Genomic DNA, 16,261 nt, shown 5'->3' on the forward strand with positions numbered 1-16,261 from the left:
GCAATCGCCAAACCACGGCGTTACGGTGCGGGCCATGACGTCCAGCCCACCCGGAGCGCCGGGAGCCCCTGGAGCTCCCGGAGCCTCCGGACCGCCCGGATCTTCCGGAGCCCTCGGATCTTCCGGAGCTGCCGGAGCCCCCGGAGCCTCCGGAACCCCCGGAACCCCCGGAACCCCCGGACCGAGGCCCGGCCGGCCGGGCGGCCCGCACGTCGGGCCCGCCGCGCGCACCCGGCCCGGTTCGGCCGGCGGCTCCGGCGCGCACACCCGGCTGGACCCGGCCGGCGGCTCCGGCGCGCTCCGCCGCACCCTCGCCGCCGCGCTGCTCGCCGACGTCGACCGGCTCACCGACCGGGCCGTCGACGACATCCGCGCCCACTCCGGCACCTACGCCGCCGGCGACCCCGTCACCCGCGAGGACCTGTGGGGGTTCTGCCGGGACAACATGCTGCGCGCCCTGGAGGACTTCGGCGGCCTCGCCCCGACCGGCGGCGACTTCGAGGGCGCCGCCCGCGACACCGGCCGCCGCCGCGCCGAGCAGGGCGTCCCGCTGGACATCGTCCTCCAGGCGTACCGGCGCGGCGGCCGGGTCCTGTGGCAGCTCATGGCCGAGCACCTGCGCACCAGGAGCGGCCGCGAGGCGGACAGCCGCGACCTGGAGCTCGACGTCGCCGGCGCCGTCTGGGAGACCATCGACCGCTACTCGGTCGCGATGGCCGACGCCTACCGGCTCGCCCAGCTGGAGCTCCAGAACCAGCGGGACACCCGCCGGGCCGCCCTCTTCGACGCGCTGCTCGACGGCCGTGCCGACGACCCCGCCGTCGCGGCCGCCGCGGCCGCAGCCCTCGGCGTGCCCGCCCAGGACCGGTACGTCGTCGTGGTCGCCACCCAGGACCCGGCCGCGCCGCCGCAGCCCGCGCCCGTCCTGGAGGCCCAGGGACTCTGGTCGTTCTGGCGCCCGCGCTCCGGCCGGTACGCCGGCGTCGTCCGCCTCCCGCGCCGCGACACCCCCGCCGGCCGGACCCCGTCCCCGCCCGGCGCCCGGCCCGATCCCGCGCTGCTCCGCCTCCTCGACGCGCTGCGCGAACGCACCGGCGCCACCGCCGGCGTCTCGCCCGAGTTCGAACGCCTCTCCCAGGCGGGCCGCGCCCTCCGGCTCGCCGAGCAGACCCTCCGCACCCTCCCCGCCGGCAGCGGTGAGGCCGCCGTCTTCGACGACCGCCTCACCGAGATCCTGCTCGGCGGCCGCCCCGACATCGCCGAGCGGATCGTCACCGTCCACCTCGGACCCGTCCTCGCCACCGGCGGCGAACGCACCGCGCTCCTCACCACCCTCCGCGTCTGGCTCGACCACGGCTGCTCCGCCTCCCGCGCCGCCGAACTCCTCTACTGCCACCGCAACACCGTCCTCAACCGCATCGGCCGCGTCGCCGAGCTCACCGGCCGCTCCGCCGAATCCGGCGAGGCCCGGCTCGGCTGGGCCCTCGCCCTGCGCGCCCTCCCCTTCGCCGGCCTCCCCGACGTGCCGGGGGCCCACCCGCCCGCAGCCGGAGCCCCGGGACCGGGCGGCGCCGACCGGGACCCGTACGGCACGTAGGCTGGCGGGATGCAGGAGCAGTACCGCACGCTGGCCCACGAGGGCGTCCACGAGACCGAGATCAACCGCTCGCGCTTCCTCTGCGCGCTCGCGCCCGTCGCCGACGAGCAGGAGGCACAGGAGTTCGTCGCCCGGATCCGCCGCGAGCACCCGACGGCCACCCACAACTGCTTCGCCTACGTGCTCGGCGCCGACGCCTCCGTACAGAAGGCCAGCGACGACGGCGAACCCGGCGGCACCGCCGGCGTCCCCATGCTCCAGATGCTGCTGCGCCGCGACATGCGGTACGTCGCCGCCGTCGTCACCCGCTACTACGGCGGCGTGAAGCTCGGGGCGGGCGGCCTCATCCGCGCCTACGGCGGCGTCGTCGGCGAGGCCCTCGACGCCCTCGGCACCCTCACCCGCCAGCGCTACCGGCTCGCCACCGTCACCGTCGACCACCAGCGGGCCGGAAAACTGGAGAACGACCTCCGCTCCACCGGCCGCTCCGTCCGCGAGGTGCGCTACGCCGAGGCCGTCACCCTCGAGATCGGCCTCCCCGACGCCGACGTGCCCGCCTTCCGCGCCTGGCTCGCCGACGTGACGGCCGGCACGGCCACCGTGGAACTCGGCGGCGAGGCGTACGGCGACGCCTGAGCCTCCGCTTGTGGCCCCGGCCACTGCCCCCGCCGGGTTAGCGTGGTGGGCGGACGATAGAGCAACGGATCCAAGATCCGGGGCCCTGGATCCAGGATCCGGGCGCCAGAATTCTGGATCCAGAATCTTGGATCCAGAATCCGGGACACAAACTTCGGATCCGGGATCCGGGATCCAATATCCAGAATCCGGGACACAGGATTCTGGATCCGGAATCCTGGATCCAAGATCTTGGATCCAGGACCAGGGGCGAGGAGCGGCACGCGCATGCGGGGTGGGACGACGACGTGAGGTTCCTGCACACCTCGGACTGGCACCTCGGCCGGTCCTTCCACCGCGTCGGCCTGCTCGAAGCCCAGGCCGCCTTCCTCGACCACCTCGTCGCCACCGTCCGCGACCGCGAGGTGGACGCCGTGCTCGTCGCCGGGGACGTCTACGACCGGGCCGTGCCGCCGCTGCCCGCCGTCGAGCTGTTCGACCGCGCGCTGCACCGCCTCGCCGAGGCCGGCGTGCCCACGGTCATGATCTCCGGGAACCACGACTCGGCCCGCCGCCTCGGCGTCGGCGCCGGACTCCTCGGCCGCGCGGGCGTCCACCTGCGGACCGACCCGGCAGGCATCGGCACCCCCGTCGTCCTCACGGACGCCCACGGCGAGGTCGCCCTCTACGGCCTGCCGTACCTGGAGCCGGCGCTGGTACGGGAGCAGCTCGGCGCGGCGAGGTCCGGGCACGAGGCGGTGCTCTCCGCCGCGATGGACCGGGTGCGGGCGGACCTCGCCGCCCGGCCCGAGGGGACGCGTTCCGTCGTCCTCGCGCACGCCTTCGTCGCGGGCGGCGCGCCCAGCGACAGCGAGCGCGACATCACCGTCGGCGGCGTCGCGGCCGTCCCCGCCGCGGTCTTCGACGGCGTGGACTACGTGGCCCTCGGCCACCTGCACGGTTCCCAGACGCTGACCCCGCGGGTGCGCTACTCCGGTTCGCCGCTCGCCTACTCCTTCTCCGAGGCCGATCACCGCAAGACGATGTGGCTGATCGACCTGGACGGCGACGGCGCGATCGCCGCCGCCGAGCGCGTCGACTGCCCGGTGCCCCGCCCCCTCGCCCGTCTCCGGGGCCGGCTCGACGAGCTGCTGGACGACCCCGCGCACGAGCGGCACCGGGACTCCTGGATCGAGGCCACCCTCACCGACGCCGTCCGGCCCCACGACCCGATGGCCCGGCTCGCCGCGCGCTTCCCGCACACCCTGAGCCTCGTCTTCGACCCCGAACGCGCCGACACCGACTCCCTCGCCTCCTACGCCCAGCGGCTCCGGGGCCGCAGCGACCAGCAGATCGCCGAGGACTTCGTGAGTTACGTCCGCGCCGGCGACGGCCTCGACCCGGCCGAACGGACTGTGCTGTACGGCGCCTTCGACGACGTCCGCGTCGAGGCAGCCACCACCGAACGGGAGGCCGGCCGATGAGGCTGCACCGGCTGGAGATCACCGCCTTCGGCCCCTTCGGGACCACCCAGACCGTCGACTTCGACGCCCTGTCCGCCGCCGGGCTGTTCCTCCTCCACGGACCCACCGGCGCGGGCAAGACCTCCGTCCTCGACGCGGTCTGCTTCGCCCTGTACGGGAGCGTGCCCGGCGCCCGCCAGTCCTCCGGCTCCACCCTCCGCAGCGACCACGCGCCCGTGGACACCCTCACCGAGGTGCTGCTCGACCTCACCGTCGGCGGCCGGCGCCTGGAGATCCGGCGCAGCCCCGCCCAGCCGCGCCCCAAGAAGCGCGGCGGCGGCTTCACCACGGAGAAGGCGCAGAGCACCCTGCGCGAGTACGACCCCGCCACGCGCGCGTGGACCGGGCTCTCCAAGTCCCACCAGGAGATCGGCGAGGAGATCACCCAGCTCCTCGGCATGAGCCGCGACCAGTTCTGCCAGGTCGTGCTGCTCCCGCAGGGCGACTTCGCCCGCTTCCTGCGCGCCGACGCCGAGGCCCGCGGCAAGCTCCTCGGCCGCCTCTTCGACACCCGTCGCTTCGCCGCCGTCGAGGAACGCCTCGCCGAGCTCCGCCGCGCCGCCGCCCACCGCGTCGAGGAGGGCGACGCCCGCCTCCTCGCCCTCGCCCACCGCATGGCCCAGGCCGCCGGGGGCCTGCCCGCCGCGAGCACCCCCGTCGACGGCAGGCCGGGTGAACCGGGCCTCGCCGACGCCGTCCTCGGCTGGGGCGCCGTCGCCCGCACCGAGGCCCGCGAGGCCGCCGACATCGCCGCCGTCCGCCTCGCCGCCGCCGAGCACGCCGAGGGCCTCGCCCGCGCCGCCGCGGCGGACGCCCGTGACCTCGCCGCCCGGCAGGCCCGGCACGCCGAGGCGCTGCGCCGCCAGGAGGCGCTGACCGCCCGCGTCCCGGAGCGGGACCGGGACCGGCACGCCCTCGACCTCGCCCTCAAGGCCGACCGGGTCGCCCCCGCGCTCGCCCTGCGCCACGAGGCCGTCCGCGAACACGCCGGGGCGCTCGCCGACCGTGACGCGGCCCGCGCCGAACTGCCCCCCGAGCTCGCCGAGTCCCCGGCCGAGCACCTCTCCACCCTGGAGAACCGGCTCCGCGAGGAGCTCGGCGGGCTCGCCGCCGCCCGCCGCGCCGAGAGCGTCGCCGCCGAACTCGCCGCGGAGCGCGCCCTCCTCGACCGGGAGGCCCGCGCCGACGAGGAGGCCCTCCAGGAGGCGGCCGGCTGGCTCGCCGACTGGGAGCCCCGGCGCGCCGCGCTCCAGCAGGCCGTCGACTCCGCGCAGGAGGCCGTCACCCGCGCCGAACAGCTCGCCGGCCGCCTCGAACCCCTCCGCCTCCGGCTCGCCGCCGCCCGCCGCCGCGACGCCCTCGCCGAGGACCTGGCCCGTGCCGAGGAGCGGTACGCCACCGCCCGAGAGGCCCGCAACACCGCCCACGAGACCTGGCTCGACCTCAAGTCCCGCCGGCTGCGCGGCATCGCCGCCGAACTCGCCGCCACCCTCGCCGACGGCGACCCCTGCCAGGTGTGCGGCTCCACCAGCCACCCCGCCCCGACCGCCCTCACGGCCGACCACGTCGACCGGGCCGCCGAGGAGGCCGCGTACGCCCGCTACACCGAGGCCGACGAGCGCGGCCGGGCCGCCGAGCGCGCGCTCGCCGGCACCCGCGAGGCGCTCGCCGCCGCCCGCGAGGAGGTGCGCTCCCTGGGCACCCCAGGAGCCTCGGACGGCCGGCCCACCGTCGCCGAACTCGCCGACGAGGCGGCTGAACTGACCGCGCGTCACGCGGAGGCGCACGCGCTCGCCGGGCGCACCCACGCGGCGCGCGAGGCGCTCGCGCGGGCCGAGCGCGAGCACGAGGAGCGGGTCGCCGAGCGGCAGGACGCGGAGCGGCGCGTCGCCGCCCGCACCTCCCACCGCGAAGGCCTCGAACGGCAGCGGGCCGCGCTCGCCGAGGAACTGGCGCGGGGCCGCGGCGCGTTCGCCACCGTCGCCGAGCACGCCGGGCTCCTGGAGCGCCGCATCGCCCTCCTGGTCGGCGCCGCCGGAGCCGTACGCGCCGAGGAACTGGCCGCCGACCGCCTGAAGAAGGCGGACGCCCACCTCGCCGACGCCGCCTACCGGGCCGGCTTCACCACCCCCGCCGAGGCCGCCGCCGCCCTCCTGGACGAGCAGCGCCGCCGCGCCTGCCAGCACCGGCTCGACGTCTGGCAGGCCGAGGCGGCCACCGTCGCCGACCGGCTCGCCGAACCCGGCGTCGCCGAGGCAGCCGCGCTGCCGCCCGTCGACCCGGCCGGGGCCGAGGCCGCCCACGCGGCGGCCGAGCGCGCGCTGCGGGCCGCGGGCGCCGCGCTCACGGCGGCCCGCGAGCGCGCCACCGGTCTCGCCGCCCTCGCCCGCCAGGCCGAGACCGAGGTGCGCCGCCTCGGCCCGCTGCGCGCCGAACACGACCGGGTGGCCCGGCTCGCCGGCCTCACCGCCGGCACCTCCGCCGACAACGAGCGCCGGATGCGCCTGGAGTCGTACGTCCTCGCCGCCCGGCTCGAACAGGTCGCCGCGGCCGCCTCCGCCCGCCTCCAGCGGATGTCCTCGGGCCGCTACACCCTCGTCCACTCCGACGCGCGCGCGGGCACCCGCCGCAGCGGTCTCGGACTGCACGTCGTCGACGCCTGGACCGGCAACGCCCGCGACACCGCCACCCTGTCCGGCGGAGAGACCTTCTTCGCCTCGCTCGCCCTCGCGCTCGGCCTCGCCGACGTGGTCACCGACGAGGCCGGCGGCGTCCGGCTCGACACCCTCTTCATCGACGAGGGCTTCGGCAGCCTCGACGACCAGACCCTCGACGAGGTCCTCGACGTCCTGGACTCGCTGCGCGAACGGAACAGGAGCGTCGGCCTTGTCAGCCACGTCGCCGACCTGCGCCGCCGGATCCCCGCCCAGCTGGAGGTCGCCAAGGACCGGCACGGCTCCTCCGTTCGCCTCCGCACCGGCGGGGACGCGCTCAGCGGCTGACGGGCCGGCGGGGGAGCGGCGAGGAGTAGACGACGCTGGTCGTCACCGAGCCGAGCGTGCCGATCTTCCCGGAGATCTCCTCCAGGTGGCGCATCGACCGGGCGGCGACCTTGATCACGAAGCAGTCGTCGCCGGTGACGTGGTGCGCCTCCAGGACCTCGGGGGTGACGGCCACCAGGTCGTGGAAGGGCTTGTAGTTGCCGGTGGGGTAGCGGAGCCGTACGAAGGCGAGGATCGGCAGGCCGAGCCGCTCGTGGTCGACCACGGCGGTGTAGCCGGTGATCACCCCGGCGTCCTCCAGGCGCCGCACCCGCTCGGTCACCGCCGAGGGCGACATCGAGACGGCGCGGGCGAGGTCGGCGTAGCTGGCCCGGCCCTGGGCCTGGAGGGCGTCGAGGATCCGCCAGTCGGTGGCGTCCGGCGTGTAGTCGTGCGGGGGACCGTTCATGGCAACAGAGCCAACAGGGGTTTCCCCGGCGGATCAAGCCGACCGCCGGGGAAACCTCCCGCGGGATCGGATCAGAGGCGGGAGATCTCGTCCACCAGGTCGTCCAGGCCCAGCGGCCCCTGGCTCAGCGCGGCCATGTGCCAGGCCTTCGCGTCGAAGGCCTCGCCGTGCGCCTCGCGGGCCCGCTCGCGGCCGAGCAGCCACGCCCGCTCGCCCAGCTTGTAGCCGATCGCCTGGCCCGGCATCGACAGATAGCGGGTCAGCTCGCTCTCCACGAACGCCGGCGGCCGGCTGCTGTGCCGCTGGAAGAACTCCTGCGCCAGCTCCGGGGTCCACCGCTCGCCCGGGTGGAACGGCGAGTCCGCCGGGATCTCCAGCTCCAGGTGCATGCCGATGTCCACGATCACCCGGCAGGCCCGCATCATCTGCGCGTCCAGGTAGCCGAGCCGGCGCTCCGCGTCCGGCAGGAAGCCGAGCTCGTCCATCAGCCGCTCCGCGTACAGCGCCCAGCCCTCGGCGTTGGCGCTGACCATGCCGATCGTCGCCTGGTAGCGGGAGAGGCTGTCGGCGACGTGCGCCCACTGCGCGATCTGGAGGTGGTGGCCGGGGACGCCCTCGTGGTACCAGGTCGACACCAGGTCGTAGACCGGGAAGCGGGTCTGCCCGTCGACCGGCAGCCAGGTCCGGCCGGGGCGCGAGAAGTCCTCGGAGGGGCCGGTGTAGTACGGGGCGGCGGCCCCGCCCGCCGGGGCGATGTGGGACTCCACCTTCCGCACCCGCTCGGCGAGTTCGAAGTGGGTGCCGTCCAGTGCGTCGATCGCCTCGTCCATGAGCCCCTGGAGCCACGCGCGGACCTCGTCGACGCCCTCGATGTGGGTGCCGTGCTCGTCGAGGTGGGCGAGCGCCTCCCACGGGTCGGAGCCGGGCAGGATCCGGTCGGCCTCGGTCACCATCTCGGCGCGCAGCCGGTGGTACTCGTCCCAGCCGTACGCGTACGCCTGGTCGAGGTCCAGGTCGGTGCCGTTGAAGTAGCGGCTCCAGCGCCGGTAGCGCTCGCGGCCCACGGTGTCGGGGGCGCCGGCGACGGCGGGGGCGTACACGTCGCGCATCCAGTCCCGCAGCGCGGCGAGGGCGCCGCTCGCCTCCGCGGCGGCCGCGGCGAGTTCGGTACGCAGCTCCGCCGGCAGGGAGTCCGGGCGCTCCGCGGCGTACTGCTCGAACCAGCCGGGCCCGCCGTCGCCGCCCGCCCAGTCGGCGAGCTGCTCCACGAAGGTGGCGGTGGCGCGCGGCCCGCCGTACAGCTTGCGCTCCAGACCGAGCGCGAGAGACGCCCGGTAGCCCTCCAGGGCGGCCGGGACGGCCCGCAGCCGCTGCGCGACGGCCGTCCAGTCGTCCTCGGTCTCGGTGGGCATCACGGTGAAGGCGATCCGGACGCTGTGCACCGGCGAGCGCATGTTGCTGACCGCGCACAGGCCCTCGTCGGCCTCGTGCACGGCGAGTTCGGCGGTGAGCCGCTCCCGGAGCAGGCGGGCACAGCGCCGCTCGGCGTCGCTGTCCGCGCCCGGGGTCCGCTCGGCCTCGTCGAGCAGGGCGAGGGTCCGGCGGGCGAGCTCGGCCACGGCCTCCTGGCCTTCGGGCGAGAAGTCGGGGAGGCGGCCTGCGCTCTCCCGGACGCCCAGGTGGGTGCCGGTGATCGGGTCGAGGGCGATGAGGTCGTCGACGAAGGCGTCGGCGACCTGACGGGGCAGGTGGCTGCGGGAACTCTCTGGCATGTGACTCATCCTGATGCCTGCGCCATGCTCCCGTCACCCTCGTCCGGTGCTCACACGGCTGACAAGGACGCTCCCGCACCGGGCGGGAGGAGCGGGCCGCACTCCCACTGCTGGAAGATCAGCCGGGTCTCGACCCGGGCCACCTCGCGCTGCGAGGTGAACTCGTCGAGCACGAGTCGTTGCAGGTCGGCGGGGTCGGCGACGGCCACGTGCACGAGGTAGTCGTCGGGTCCCGTGAGGTGGAAGAGCGCCCGGGACTCGGGCAGGGCCCGGATCCGGTCGACGAACGGACCGATCAGTTCGCGCCGGTGGGGCCGGACCTGGACGAGCAGCAGCGCCTCCAGACCGCGACCGAGTTTGGCCGGATCCAGTCGGAGCTGGTGGCCCAGGATCACCCCGGTGCGGCGGAGCCGGGCCACCCGGTCCAGGCAGGTGGAGGGGGCGACGCCGACCTCGGCGGCGAGTTCGCGGTAGGTGCTCCGGGCGTCGTTCTGCAGAAGGCGGAGAATGTGCAGATCGACCGTGTCCAGTACGACAGATTCGGCCATCTGCCGAACGTAGCACGGAGAGGCATCGCTACTTCCCGGTATCCGTTCAGAGTGCCGCCCATGGACGCCATGGATCACGCCCCTTCGGCCACCCCGAAGGCGCTCGCCACCGAAGCCGTGCACGCCGGCCGGGAAGACCTCGCCGCGCTCGGGCTGCACGCCCCGCCGCTCGACCTGTCCACCACCTACCCCTCGTCCGACGCCCGGGCGGAGGCCGCCCGCATCGACGAGTTCGCCGCCACCGGCGCCCGGCCCGAAGGCCCGCCGGTCTACGCCCGGCTCGACAACCCGACCGTGGCCCGCTTCGAGGACGCCCTCGCCCGCCTGGAGGGCACCGAGGCCGCCGTCGCCTTCGCCAGCGGCATGGCGGCCCTGACCGCCGTCGTCCTGGCCCGCGCGAGCCAGGGCCTGCGGCACGTCGTGGCGGTCCGCCCGCTCTACGGCTGCAGCGACCACCTCCTGGACGCCGGGCTGCTCGGCACCGAGGTCACCTGGACCGACCCGGCGGGCGTCGCCGACGCGATCCGCCCCGACACCGGCCTCGTGATGGTGGAGTCCCCGGCCAACCCGACCCTGGCCGAGGTCGACATCCGTGCCGTCGCCCACTCCTGCGGCTCGGTGCCGCTCCTGGTCGACAACACCTTCGCCACCCCGGTCCTGCAGCGCCCGGCAGGGCTCGGCGCGCGGATCGTCCTGCACAGCGCCACCAAGTACCTCGGCGGCCACGGCGACGTCATGGGCGGCGTCGTCGCCTGCGACGAGGAGTTCGCCCGCGAGCTGCGCCGGGTCCGCTTCGCCACCGGCGGGGTGCTCCACCCGTTCGCCGGCTACCTGCTGCTCCGGGGCCTCTCCACCCTCCCGGTCCGGGTGCGCGCGGCGTCGACCACCGCCGCCGAGCTGGTGCGCCGGCTCGCCACCGACCCGCGGATCGCCCGCGTCCACTACCCGGCGATCGGCGGGGCGATGATCGCCTTCGAGGTGTACGGGGACCCGCACGAGGTGATCGCCGGCGTCCGGCTCATCACCCCGGCGGTCAGCCTCGGCAGCGTCGACACCCTGATCCAGCACCCCGCGTCCATCAGCCACCGCATCGTCCACGAGGGCGACCGCCGGGCGGCCGGCGTCAGCGACCGGCTGCTGCGGATGTCGGTGGGCCTGGAGGACGTCGAGGACCTGTGGCGCGACCTCACCGAAGCGCTCAGCGCTCGCTCCGCCGAGCCTGCGGGCGGGGCTGAGGGTGGGACTGCGGCAGGGACGGTTCGCTCCGTCGCGGTGCCGGGTCCAGCCGGGCGGTGATCACCAGGGTGCCCTCCTCGATCTGGTAGTCGAGGGGCAGGCCCAGCGCCCGCATCGCCGCGACCATGCCGGTGTTGGAGGCCTGGGTCACGGCGTAGACGCTCTCGCAACCGGCCTCCCCGGCCATCTCCACGAGCCGGCCGAGGAGTTCGGAGCCGACCCCGCGGCGCTGCCAGTCGTCCTCGACGAGCAGCGCCACCTCGGTCTCGTCGCCGTCCCACAGCAGGTGGCCGAGGGCGACGAGCCGTCCGGAGGTGGTCTGCACGGCGAGGGTGCGGCCGAAGCGGGGGCTCAGCAGGTGGTCGAGGTACCGGTCCGTGTCGCCGACCGGCCCGTGGTAGCGCAGCCCCAGGGTGCGGGCCGAGCAGCGCTCGTGCAGGGCGCGGGCGGCGGGCAGGTCGCGCTGGTCGGCGCGGCGGACGGTGATCTCGTTGCCCTCGGGGAGGGTGAACACGTCCTGGCTGCGGGGCACCCGGGGGCCGAGCCGCGCGTCGAGTTCGACGAGCGCGCGGGCCCGGGCGAACTCGGTGGGGGTGAAGGGGAGATGGGGCCGCTCGATGAGCAGCGTGCCCCCGCCGGGGTCGCGCAGCTTCATCACGGTCTCCTCCAGGACGCCCTCGACGGGCGTCTCCTCGCCGGTGGGTCGTCCGGTGAGGGAGACCGCCGGGATCGAGTGCAGGGTGCACCGGCCGAGGAGCCGGCGCAGCGCGAGGGGGAGTTCGGCGGCGTCGAGCGCGGTGCGGGTGGCGAGGCCCAGGACGCGGGTGGGGGTGTCCACGAGGTCGTGGGCGTCGGCCCGTTCGGTCCAGGTGTCGCGTCCGCCGGCGGCGGCGGTCTCGCGGGCGAGGTCGGCGGCGGAGAGGCCGGCCGGGGCGCGGAGCAGGAACTCGTCGACCGTGCCCCGGGGCAGCGGGTGCGTCTGGAGGGTCAGGATGTCGACGCGGAGCCGGGCGAGCACCGTGCACAGCGCGGCCAGGCTGCCGGGGGCGTCGTCGACCGTGGTCCGCAGGCGCCACAGGGCGGTGCCGGTGGACTCCGGCGCGCTGTCGGGTGTCGGGGCGGGTGCGGGTGCGGGTGCGGGTGCGGGCGGGGGTGGGGCATGGCTGTGCCTCCGTGCCCACCAGGTGTGGAAGCCCGCGGTGGCGACCAGCGCGATCGCCGAGAAGACCAGCAGGTGGGGGCCGTCGGGCCCCTTGACGATGGTCTTGGCGATCGTGTCGGCCACCACCACGGCGGTGAACAGGGCCGCGAGCTCGATCAGATCGTGGCGCCAGTGGTGCGGGCGGCGGGTGCTCTTCGAGGACGTCACGTCGGTCATGGCTTCACTGTGACCGAGCGGTGTTGCGTGATCACGAACGTTTTGTGACTGGCGGGTTACGTGGCGATCTGGAGGATTTCTGACCGATTCAGGCCATTTCTGTCTGGCCTTGATCGGCCCCCTGGCGCAGTCCGTTCCGCGGCGGATACCGCTCGGAGTTACTGCCCCACAAGGCCCGGCCACAGCACCTTCGTGAACAGCACCGCGTCGTCGTCCGCGCGCAGCCGCACCGTCAGCTCCCCGCTCCCGCCGTCGATGTCCACCTCGCCGAAGTACTGCGGACTCTCCATCGGCGACACGTTCGCCCGCTCGGGCGCCCGCACGAAGACCCGCTCCGGGCCGAAGGTCCCGTCCAGCTTGTTCGCCGGGAAGCCGCCCGCCGCCAGCGGGCCCGACACGAACTCCCAGAAGGGCGCGAAGTCCTGGAAGGCCGCGCGCTCCGGCGCGTAGTGCTGCGCGGAGGTGTGGTGGACGTCCGCGGTCAGCCAGACGGTGCCGGTGATCCGCCGGTGCTTGACGAAGCGCAGCAGCTCGGCGATCTGGAGCTCCCGCCCGAGCGGCGCGCCCGGGTCGCCCTGCGCGATCGCCTCGAAGGCGGCCGCCCCGTCCGGGACGACGAGCCCGATCGGCAGGTCGGCGGCGAGCACCTTCCACACCGCCCGGGAGGCCGCCAGCTCCCGCTTCAGCCAGGCGAGCTGCTCCGCCCCGAGGATGCCGGTGGTGTCGTCGGCCTGCCGGCCGGGCGAGTTGGCGTTGCGGTACGAGCGCATGTCGAGCACGAAGACGTCGAGCAGCGGCCCGTACCGCACCACCCGGTGCATCCGGCCGCCGCTCCCGACGCCCGTGCCGGGCCGCAGCGTGGAGACCGGGTAGTACTCGGAGAAGGCGCGGGACGCCCGGGCGGCGAGCACGTCCACGTCCTTCTCGGTGTAGCGCGGATCGTCGAGGATCTGCCCCGGGTACCAGTTGTTCCGCACCTCGTGGTCGTCCCACTGCGCCACCGTCGGCACCTGCGCGTTGAAGGCCCGGACGTTCCCGTCGAGCAGGTTGTAGCGGAAGGTGCCGCGGTACTCGTCGAGCGTCTCGGCGACCTTCGCCTTCTCCGGCGTCACCATATTGCGCCACACCCGCCCGTCGGGGAGCGTCACCGACGGTTGCAGCGGCCCGTCGGCGTACACGGCGTCACCGCTGCAGAGGAAGAAGTCGGGGTCGAGGCGGCGCATGGCCTCGAAGGCGCGGAAGCCGCCGATGTCGGGGTTGATGCCCCACCCCTGCCCGGCGATGTCGCCGGACCAGAGGAACCGCACGCCGTCGCGGCGCCGTTCCGGAGCCGTACGGAAAGTGCCGGTGACCGCTTCGCTCGTACGCCGCGGGTCGTGCGGGTCGGCGAGGATGACCCGGTAGTGGATCTGCTCGCCGGCCGGCAGACCGTGGAGGGCCGTCGTCCCCGTGAAGTCGGTGCCCGGACCGAGGAGGGGCCCGGCGTGGCGGCGGGCCCGGCGGAACGACTCCGTCGCCGAGGTCTCGACGATCATCCGGGCCGGCCGGTCCGACCGCACCCACACGAGCCCCGAACGGGCGGTGACGTCGCCGGCCTGCACGCCCCACCGCGCCTCGGGACGCCCGGACAGGGCGAAGGCCGGCGCCGCGAACCCGGCACCGCCCAGGGCGAGTCCGGCGGAGACCGCGAGCGAGCCCCGCAGCAGAGCACGGCGCCCGGGCGCGGGCGCGGACGCGGACGAAGATACGGCGGGGCCGGAACCGATCGGGTTCATGGTCATACGGAGCCTCCGAGGGCGCGTCAGGACGACCGGACGTCACGGCTGCCGGACGTCAAGGCCGGTCACCGGTGCGCGAGTTCGCACCGGCCGCCCCCTGCCTAGCCGCCGGGAGCGGCGCTCGGGCGAACCCCGCGTGAACAGCTCGCCCCGGCGTCCGCTCACCGCCCGCCGAGCGCCTCCGCCGTCCGCCGGATCCCCTCCGCGATCACCGCCGGCGCCAGATGCGCGTAGCCGAGCACGAGCCGTACCGCCCCGTCCGCCGGACGCGCCGTCCCGTACTCCTCCAGCGGGCGCACCACCACCCCGGCGCCCGCCGCCCGCGCCACGAACCGTTCCGGGGGCCCGTACCGGGCCGGCAGGCACGCGATGACGTGCAGCCCCGCCGCGATGCCGGTCACCGACGTCCCGGGGAAGTGCCGTTCCAGCGCGGCGAGCAGGGCGTCCCGCCGCTCGCGGTACGCCCGCTGGCAGCGGCGGAGCTGCCGGTCGTACGCCCCGCTGGTCACCAGGTGCGCCAGCGTCGCCTGGTCGAGCGAGGGGTGCCCGAGGTCCATGGTCCGCTTCCGCTCGACGACCTCCTCGACCAGCGCCTCCGGCAGCACCGCCCAGCCGAGCCGCAGCCCGGGCGCGAGCGACTTGCTCACCGAGCCCGTGTACACGACCCGTTCGGGATCCAGGCCCTGGAGCGCGCCGACCGGCGCCCGGTCGTACCGGAAGTCGCCGTCGTAGTCGTCCTCCAGGACGTGGCCGTCCACCGCCCGCGCCCACTCCAGGAGCATCCCGCGCCGCTCCGCCGACCACGCGATCCCCGAGGGGAACTGGTGCGCAGGCGTCACCACCACGGCCCGTACGTCCGCTGCGGCGAGCGGCCCGGGACGCAGCCCCTCCTCGTCGAGCGGCAACCAGACCGTGTCCAGGCCCGTGGCCGCGAAGAGCCGGCCGTGCTCCGGGCTGCCGGGGTCCTCCACGCCCACCGCGCGGTGCCCGCGCGCCCGCAGCACCGTGCCGAGGAGCGTCGCCGCCTGCGCCACCCCCGAGCACACCACCAGCCGGCCGGGGTCCGCCACCACCCCCCGCCGCCGCGCGAGCAGCCCCGCGAGCGCGGCGCGCAGCACGGGCAGCCCGCGCGGATCCGGGTAGCCGAGCGCGCTGTGCGGCAACCCGGCGAGCACCGCCCGCTGCGCCGCCGCCCAGGCCGCACGCGGAAAGAGCGACAGATCAGGCGTACCTGCCCGGAAGTCGACAAACACCCCGGGCACGGGCACGGAGACACCACCGGCCCCCGAAGCGCCGCCAGGACCGAAGGCGCCGCCGGGTCCCGTGGTGCTCCCGGGTCCCGAGGCGCCCCGGGGTCCCGAAGTGCCGCCGGTCACCGAGGTGCCCCCGGGCCCCGAAGCGCCGCCGGTCACCGAGGTGCCGCTGGTACCCGAGGTACCCCCGGGACCGGAGGCGCCGCCAGGTCCCGAGGTACTGCTGGGCACCGAGGCGCCGTCAGGTCCCGTGGTACTGCCGGGCACTGGGGTACTGCCGGGTCCCGGGGTATTGCCAGGCATTGAGGTACTGGCGGGACTTGAGGTACTGCCGGGACCTGAGGCGCCGCCGGGACCTGAGGTACTGCCGGGACCTGAGGCGCCGCCGGGTCCCGAGGTACCTCCGGAACCCCAGGTGCTGTCGGGACCTGAGGCGCCGCCGGGACCTGAGGTACTGCCGGGACCTGAGGCACCGCCGGGTCCCGAGGTACCTCCGGAACCCCAGGCACTGCCAGGACCCCAGGCACTGCCGGGTCCCGAGGTACCCCCGGGACCCGAGGCGCCACCAGGTCCTGAGGTACCCCCAGGCCCCCAAGCACCACCGGGACCCCAGGCACCCCCGGGCACCGGGGCACCCCCGGGACCCCAAGCACCGCCGGGACCCCAGGCACTGCCAGGACCCCAGGCACTGCCAGGACCCGAGGCGGCGCCAGGCACCGACGCGCCCCCAGGACCCGCCGCCGCTGCGGCCGCCGCAGCCGTCCGCCCCGTACGCGCCGTGTCGGCGACCCAGGTTCCCGAGCCTCGGGCGCTGCGCAGGTAGCCCTCGGCCGTCAGCTGCTCGTACGCCTCCGTCACCAGGCCGCGGGAGACCCCCAGGTCGGCGGCGAGCGCCCGGCTCGACGGCAGCCGGGTGCCGGCCGCGAGCCGCCCGGAGCGCACCGCCTCGCGCAGCGCCTCCTGCAGGGCCCGGCCCCGTCGCCGGGCGGGCGCCCCGGCCGCCGGAAGCAGCAGCTCCCAGGCGGGCTGCGCCCCACCGTCCCGGTCGGGCGTCCGGGCCGCGCCCGAACCGGCCCCCGCCGGTGCCGCGTCCGAACCGGTCCCCGCCGGT

At 75.7% G+C, this 16,261-nt stretch carries 11 protein-coding genes and 1 pseudogene; 5 read left to right on the top strand and 7 right to left on the bottom strand.

Annotation, left to right across the window (positions count from 1 at the left end; all coding sequences use genetic code 11):
* The first annotated feature begins 34 nt into the window (after positions 1–34).
* The 4 genes from HHL19_RS31265 to HHL19_RS31280 all read left to right on the top strand — a co-directional run bounded on the left by HHL19_RS31265 (position 35) and on the right by HHL19_RS31280 (position 6,737).
* Complete coding sequence (locus HHL19_RS31265; protein WP_240981997.1) at positions 35–1,597, top strand: PucR family transcriptional regulator; 1,563 nt, start codon at positions 35–37, stop codon at positions 1,595–1,597.
* A 9-nt stretch (positions 1,598–1,606) separates the two neighbouring features.
* On the top strand, positions 1,607–2,233 hold the full coding sequence (locus HHL19_RS31270) for a YigZ family protein (RefSeq protein ID WP_169093757.1): 627 nt from the start codon (positions 1,607–1,609) through the stop codon (positions 2,231–2,233).
* Between the two features lie 287 nt (positions 2,234–2,520).
* A complete protein-coding gene (locus HHL19_RS31275) occupies positions 2,521–3,696 on the top strand; it encodes an exonuclease SbcCD subunit D (RefSeq protein WP_169093758.1) in 1,176 nt (391 codons plus the stop codon).
* A complete protein-coding gene (locus tag HHL19_RS31280; RefSeq protein ID WP_169093759.1) occupies positions 3,693–6,737 on the top strand; it encodes an SMC family ATPase in 3,045 nt (1,014 codons plus the stop codon). Before HHL19_RS31275 ends, HHL19_RS31280 begins: the two co-directional genes overlap by 4 nt.
* Here the strand turns inward: HHL19_RS31280 and HHL19_RS31285 are convergent.
* The 3 genes from HHL19_RS31285 to HHL19_RS31295 form a co-directional block, all read right to left on the bottom strand.
* Positions 6,727–7,185 (bottom strand): Lrp/AsnC family transcriptional regulator, encoded by a 459-nt coding sequence (locus HHL19_RS31285; protein WP_169093760.1) that lies wholly within the window; start codon positions 7,183–7,185, stop codon positions 6,727–6,729. The two genes, HHL19_RS31280 and HHL19_RS31285, sit on opposite strands and share 11 nt — an antisense overlap.
* A gap of 71 nt (positions 7,186–7,256) precedes the next feature.
* On the bottom strand, positions 7,257–8,966 hold the full coding sequence (locus tag HHL19_RS31290; RefSeq protein ID WP_169093761.1) for a DUF885 domain-containing protein: 1,710 nt from the start codon (positions 8,964–8,966) through the stop codon (positions 7,257–7,259).
* A 41-nt stretch (positions 8,967–9,007) separates the two neighbouring features.
* Positions 9,008–9,505 carry an Lrp/AsnC family transcriptional regulator gene (locus tag HHL19_RS31295; RefSeq protein WP_169093762.1) on the bottom strand — a complete coding sequence of 166 codons (498 nt, stop codon included), beginning with the start codon at positions 9,503–9,505 and terminating at the stop codon, positions 9,008–9,010.
* Between the two features lie 60 nt (positions 9,506–9,565).
* On the opposite strand from HHL19_RS31295, the gene HHL19_RS31300 reads away from it, so the two are divergent.
* Positions 9,566–10,801, top strand: coding sequence for a PLP-dependent transferase (locus tag HHL19_RS31300; RefSeq protein ID WP_169093763.1), 1,236 nt, complete (start codon positions 9,566–9,568; stop codon positions 10,799–10,801).
* Here the strand turns inward: HHL19_RS31300 and HHL19_RS31305 are convergent.
* The 4 genes and pseudogenes from HHL19_RS31305 to HHL19_RS31320 all read right to left on the bottom strand — a co-directional run.
* Positions 10,704–12,119 (bottom strand): GNAT family N-acetyltransferase, encoded by a 1,416-nt coding sequence (locus HHL19_RS31305; RefSeq protein ID WP_206325569.1) that lies wholly within the window; start codon positions 12,117–12,119, stop codon positions 10,704–10,706. The two genes, HHL19_RS31300 and HHL19_RS31305, sit on opposite strands and share 98 nt — an antisense overlap.
* A 158-nt stretch (positions 12,120–12,277) precedes the next feature.
* Positions 12,278–13,894, bottom strand: a complete 1,617-nt coding sequence (locus tag HHL19_RS31310; RefSeq protein ID WP_169093878.1) for an alkaline phosphatase D family protein — start codon at positions 13,892–13,894, stop codon at positions 12,278–12,280.
* A 164-nt stretch (positions 13,895–14,058) separates the two neighbouring features.
* Complete coding sequence (locus tag HHL19_RS31315; RefSeq protein ID WP_169093879.1) at positions 14,059–15,453, bottom strand: PLP-dependent aminotransferase family protein; 1,395 nt, start codon at positions 15,451–15,453, stop codon at positions 14,059–14,061.
* 483 nt (positions 15,454–15,936) lie between these two features.
* Positions 15,937–16,164: pseudogene (locus HHL19_RS31320) on the bottom strand (winged helix-turn-helix domain-containing protein); the annotation flags it as partial.
* Between the last annotated feature and the right edge of the window lie 97 nt (positions 16,165–16,261).

Origin of the sequence: Streptomyces sp. R302, assembly GCF_012927245.1 — a bacterium.
In the GTDB taxonomy this organism is placed as follows: domain Bacteria; phylum Actinomycetota; class Actinomycetes; order Streptomycetales; family Streptomycetaceae; genus Streptomyces.